Origin of the sequence: Ideonella sp. B508-1, assembly GCF_000333615.1 — a bacterium.
Taxonomy (GTDB): Bacteria; Pseudomonadota; Gammaproteobacteria; order Burkholderiales; family Burkholderiaceae_C; genus Ideonella.
This window is the reverse complement of sequence record NZ_BADL01000100.1, coordinates 1-2048: the sequence shown is the minus strand read 5'-3', so window position 1 is coordinate 2048 and position 2048 is coordinate 1. Positions and strand designations below refer to the sequence as shown.

Here is a 2048-nt window from a genome sequence, read left to right as displayed (position 1 = left end):
GGAAATGGGTGGCACTGTCCCTGACGCTGGTCGGGCTGTTTCCGAGCCTGGGCTCACTGGTCAAGGGCGTCTTGAAGATATTCTTCGTGTTTGTTCGCCGATACGGCCTGAACCTGTTGATCAAGGCCGTGGACGATGCGATGACCTGGGTGATCACTTATTTGCGCAAGCGCGAGGTGCAGCAATACCTGCGGCGCCTGAAGGTGGACGAGGTCTTCAAGTGGCTGGCCGACCAGGTCAAGGCGGTTCGGGGACAGGTCAGCACAACCAAGCTGCTGCAAGCCTTTGACAAGGGCATTGCCACCATGAAGGGTCTGCTGGGCAAGGTGGCGTCATTGCCTGTGATCGGCGCGCGGGCCCAGGCGACCATCGACATGGTTGAAAAGGTCCGCAAGGGCGCAGACAGCTATCTGGGCCGGGCCTTGGACCCCCTGCAAAAAATCTTGGACCGCATCATCCATCGCCTGGAGATGGAGAACCTGGTGCAACGCTCAGGCATTCTGGATGCCAAGAACGTGCACTTCCGCGGCGCGCTTCCCGAAACCCGCGCGGTCACGCTGATGAAGGAAGCCGATCCGCCTCCCAGTTGGCTGAGCAAGGGCAACGAGGGTGAATGGTCAGAGTTAGATCCAGCGTCTGTGCGAAAGGGTATAGATGACGCCGTCTCCAACGGCTGGCCACGCCCGACCCCGAAGAACATCCAGTCCTTCCACAAGATGGCCCCCGTGGAGATCAAGGGCCCGGCCAGGCTCTACCGCGTCACTTCGCCCAGCAATGGCGCCATGGGCGACTGCTGGGTGCCTGAGGACGTGTGGAACAAGATCATGTCGTCTCCGGACCCCAAAGCGGCGTGGCGCAAGTACCTGGCCGTCTGGCCGGATTGGAACCCCAACGGCCAGTTTGTCGTGATGGAGGTCCCGGCCGGTCAAACGCTCAAGGCTTGGCGCGGCCCTGCATCAAGTCAGGTGAAGAAGGATCTCCCAGATCAGCACCTGGAAGGCGGCTGGGACCAGGTGGTGGTCCAGGTCGAAGCAGGGCACCACGACACCACACGCTATTACATGCGTGGCGGAGGCCATGGTGAGACACTGCATCCACCCGGGCTGACGCGCCAGGAATGGATGGCCTTGAGCGAGTCCAAGCGCGGGGCCTACACGCCCATGCGCGAGCAGATCAACCACCCCAACGTCAAGGGCCCGCTCGACACGGGCTGGGGCTCGACGGACTTCGACGCCCAGTTGCGAGACACCAAGATCGGCCTGCCGGCGCTGCCGGGGCAGGTCACGAACTGAGATTGCCCATGACCACCAACCTGCTTGGCCAGCCCATCGGCGGCTACCCGGCCTACACACTCAGCTTGCAGCAAAAGCGCCAGGCCACCCTGCTCTACCACTGGATGAGCCTGGACTACCTCAAGGGCTTGCTGACCATGATCGACGCGCTCATCCAGGGCGCGGACGTGCATCTGGAACTGGCCAAGCGCCAAGGGCGTGATGCGCTGATCGCCAACCCACGCTGGGGTGTGCGCGACACCTCCGCCAACTGGTCCACCCACGTGTACCCGGCCCTGGAGGACTTCCGGAAGTCCGTGCTCAAGGACATCGCCAACCGCGCGGTTGAAAGCTATGAGTTCACTGGCGCCAACCAATGCGGCCACATGATCTCACCACCATGGCCTGCGAGTGCCCGCGCCACATCGCCGGCCTGCTGCGCCAGCTGATGCACTTCGAGGCCTACAGCCGCGAATGCACCCACAGCAGCCCCGACGATGCCGCTCTGCACGCCCACCTGGCCGAGGTGAGCACCCGCTGCCGGCTGGCCTTCGAGGAGGCGCTGGCCCGCGTCATCGCCCACGAGGGGCTGCTGCCCGGCGACTGAGCCCGCACAATCTCAGCCCATGTCACGCCCCGCCCTGCCCCGGCCGCCCGTCGCCGACCCGCTGATCCGCCTGGCGGCCGGCCGCTGGAGCGGCCCGCTGATCCGTGCCCTGGGCCCTGCCAGCCCGAAGGCCCTGCCCCGCGAGACCGGCGCGCTGCACGCCGAGGCCC

3 protein-coding genes are annotated in these 2048 nt (G+C 64.9%); all 3 read left to right on the top strand.

All coding sequences use genetic code 11. From position 1 onward, the window contains the following. On the top strand, positions 1–1292 hold a 1292-nt coding region (locus tag I73_RS25875), incomplete at its 5' end, for a hypothetical protein (protein WP_022979472.1). An 8-nt stretch (positions 1293–1300) separates the two neighbouring features. Next, positions 1301–1720, top strand: coding sequence for a hypothetical protein (locus I73_RS25870; RefSeq protein WP_022979471.1), 420 nt, complete (start codon positions 1301–1303; stop codon positions 1718–1720). Further along, a complete protein-coding gene (locus tag I73_RS04220) occupies positions 1672–1878 on the top strand; it encodes a hypothetical protein (RefSeq protein WP_022979470.1) in 207 nt (68 codons plus the stop codon). Before I73_RS25870 ends, I73_RS04220 begins: the two co-directional genes overlap by 49 nt. Positions 1879–2048 lie beyond the last annotated feature (170 nt).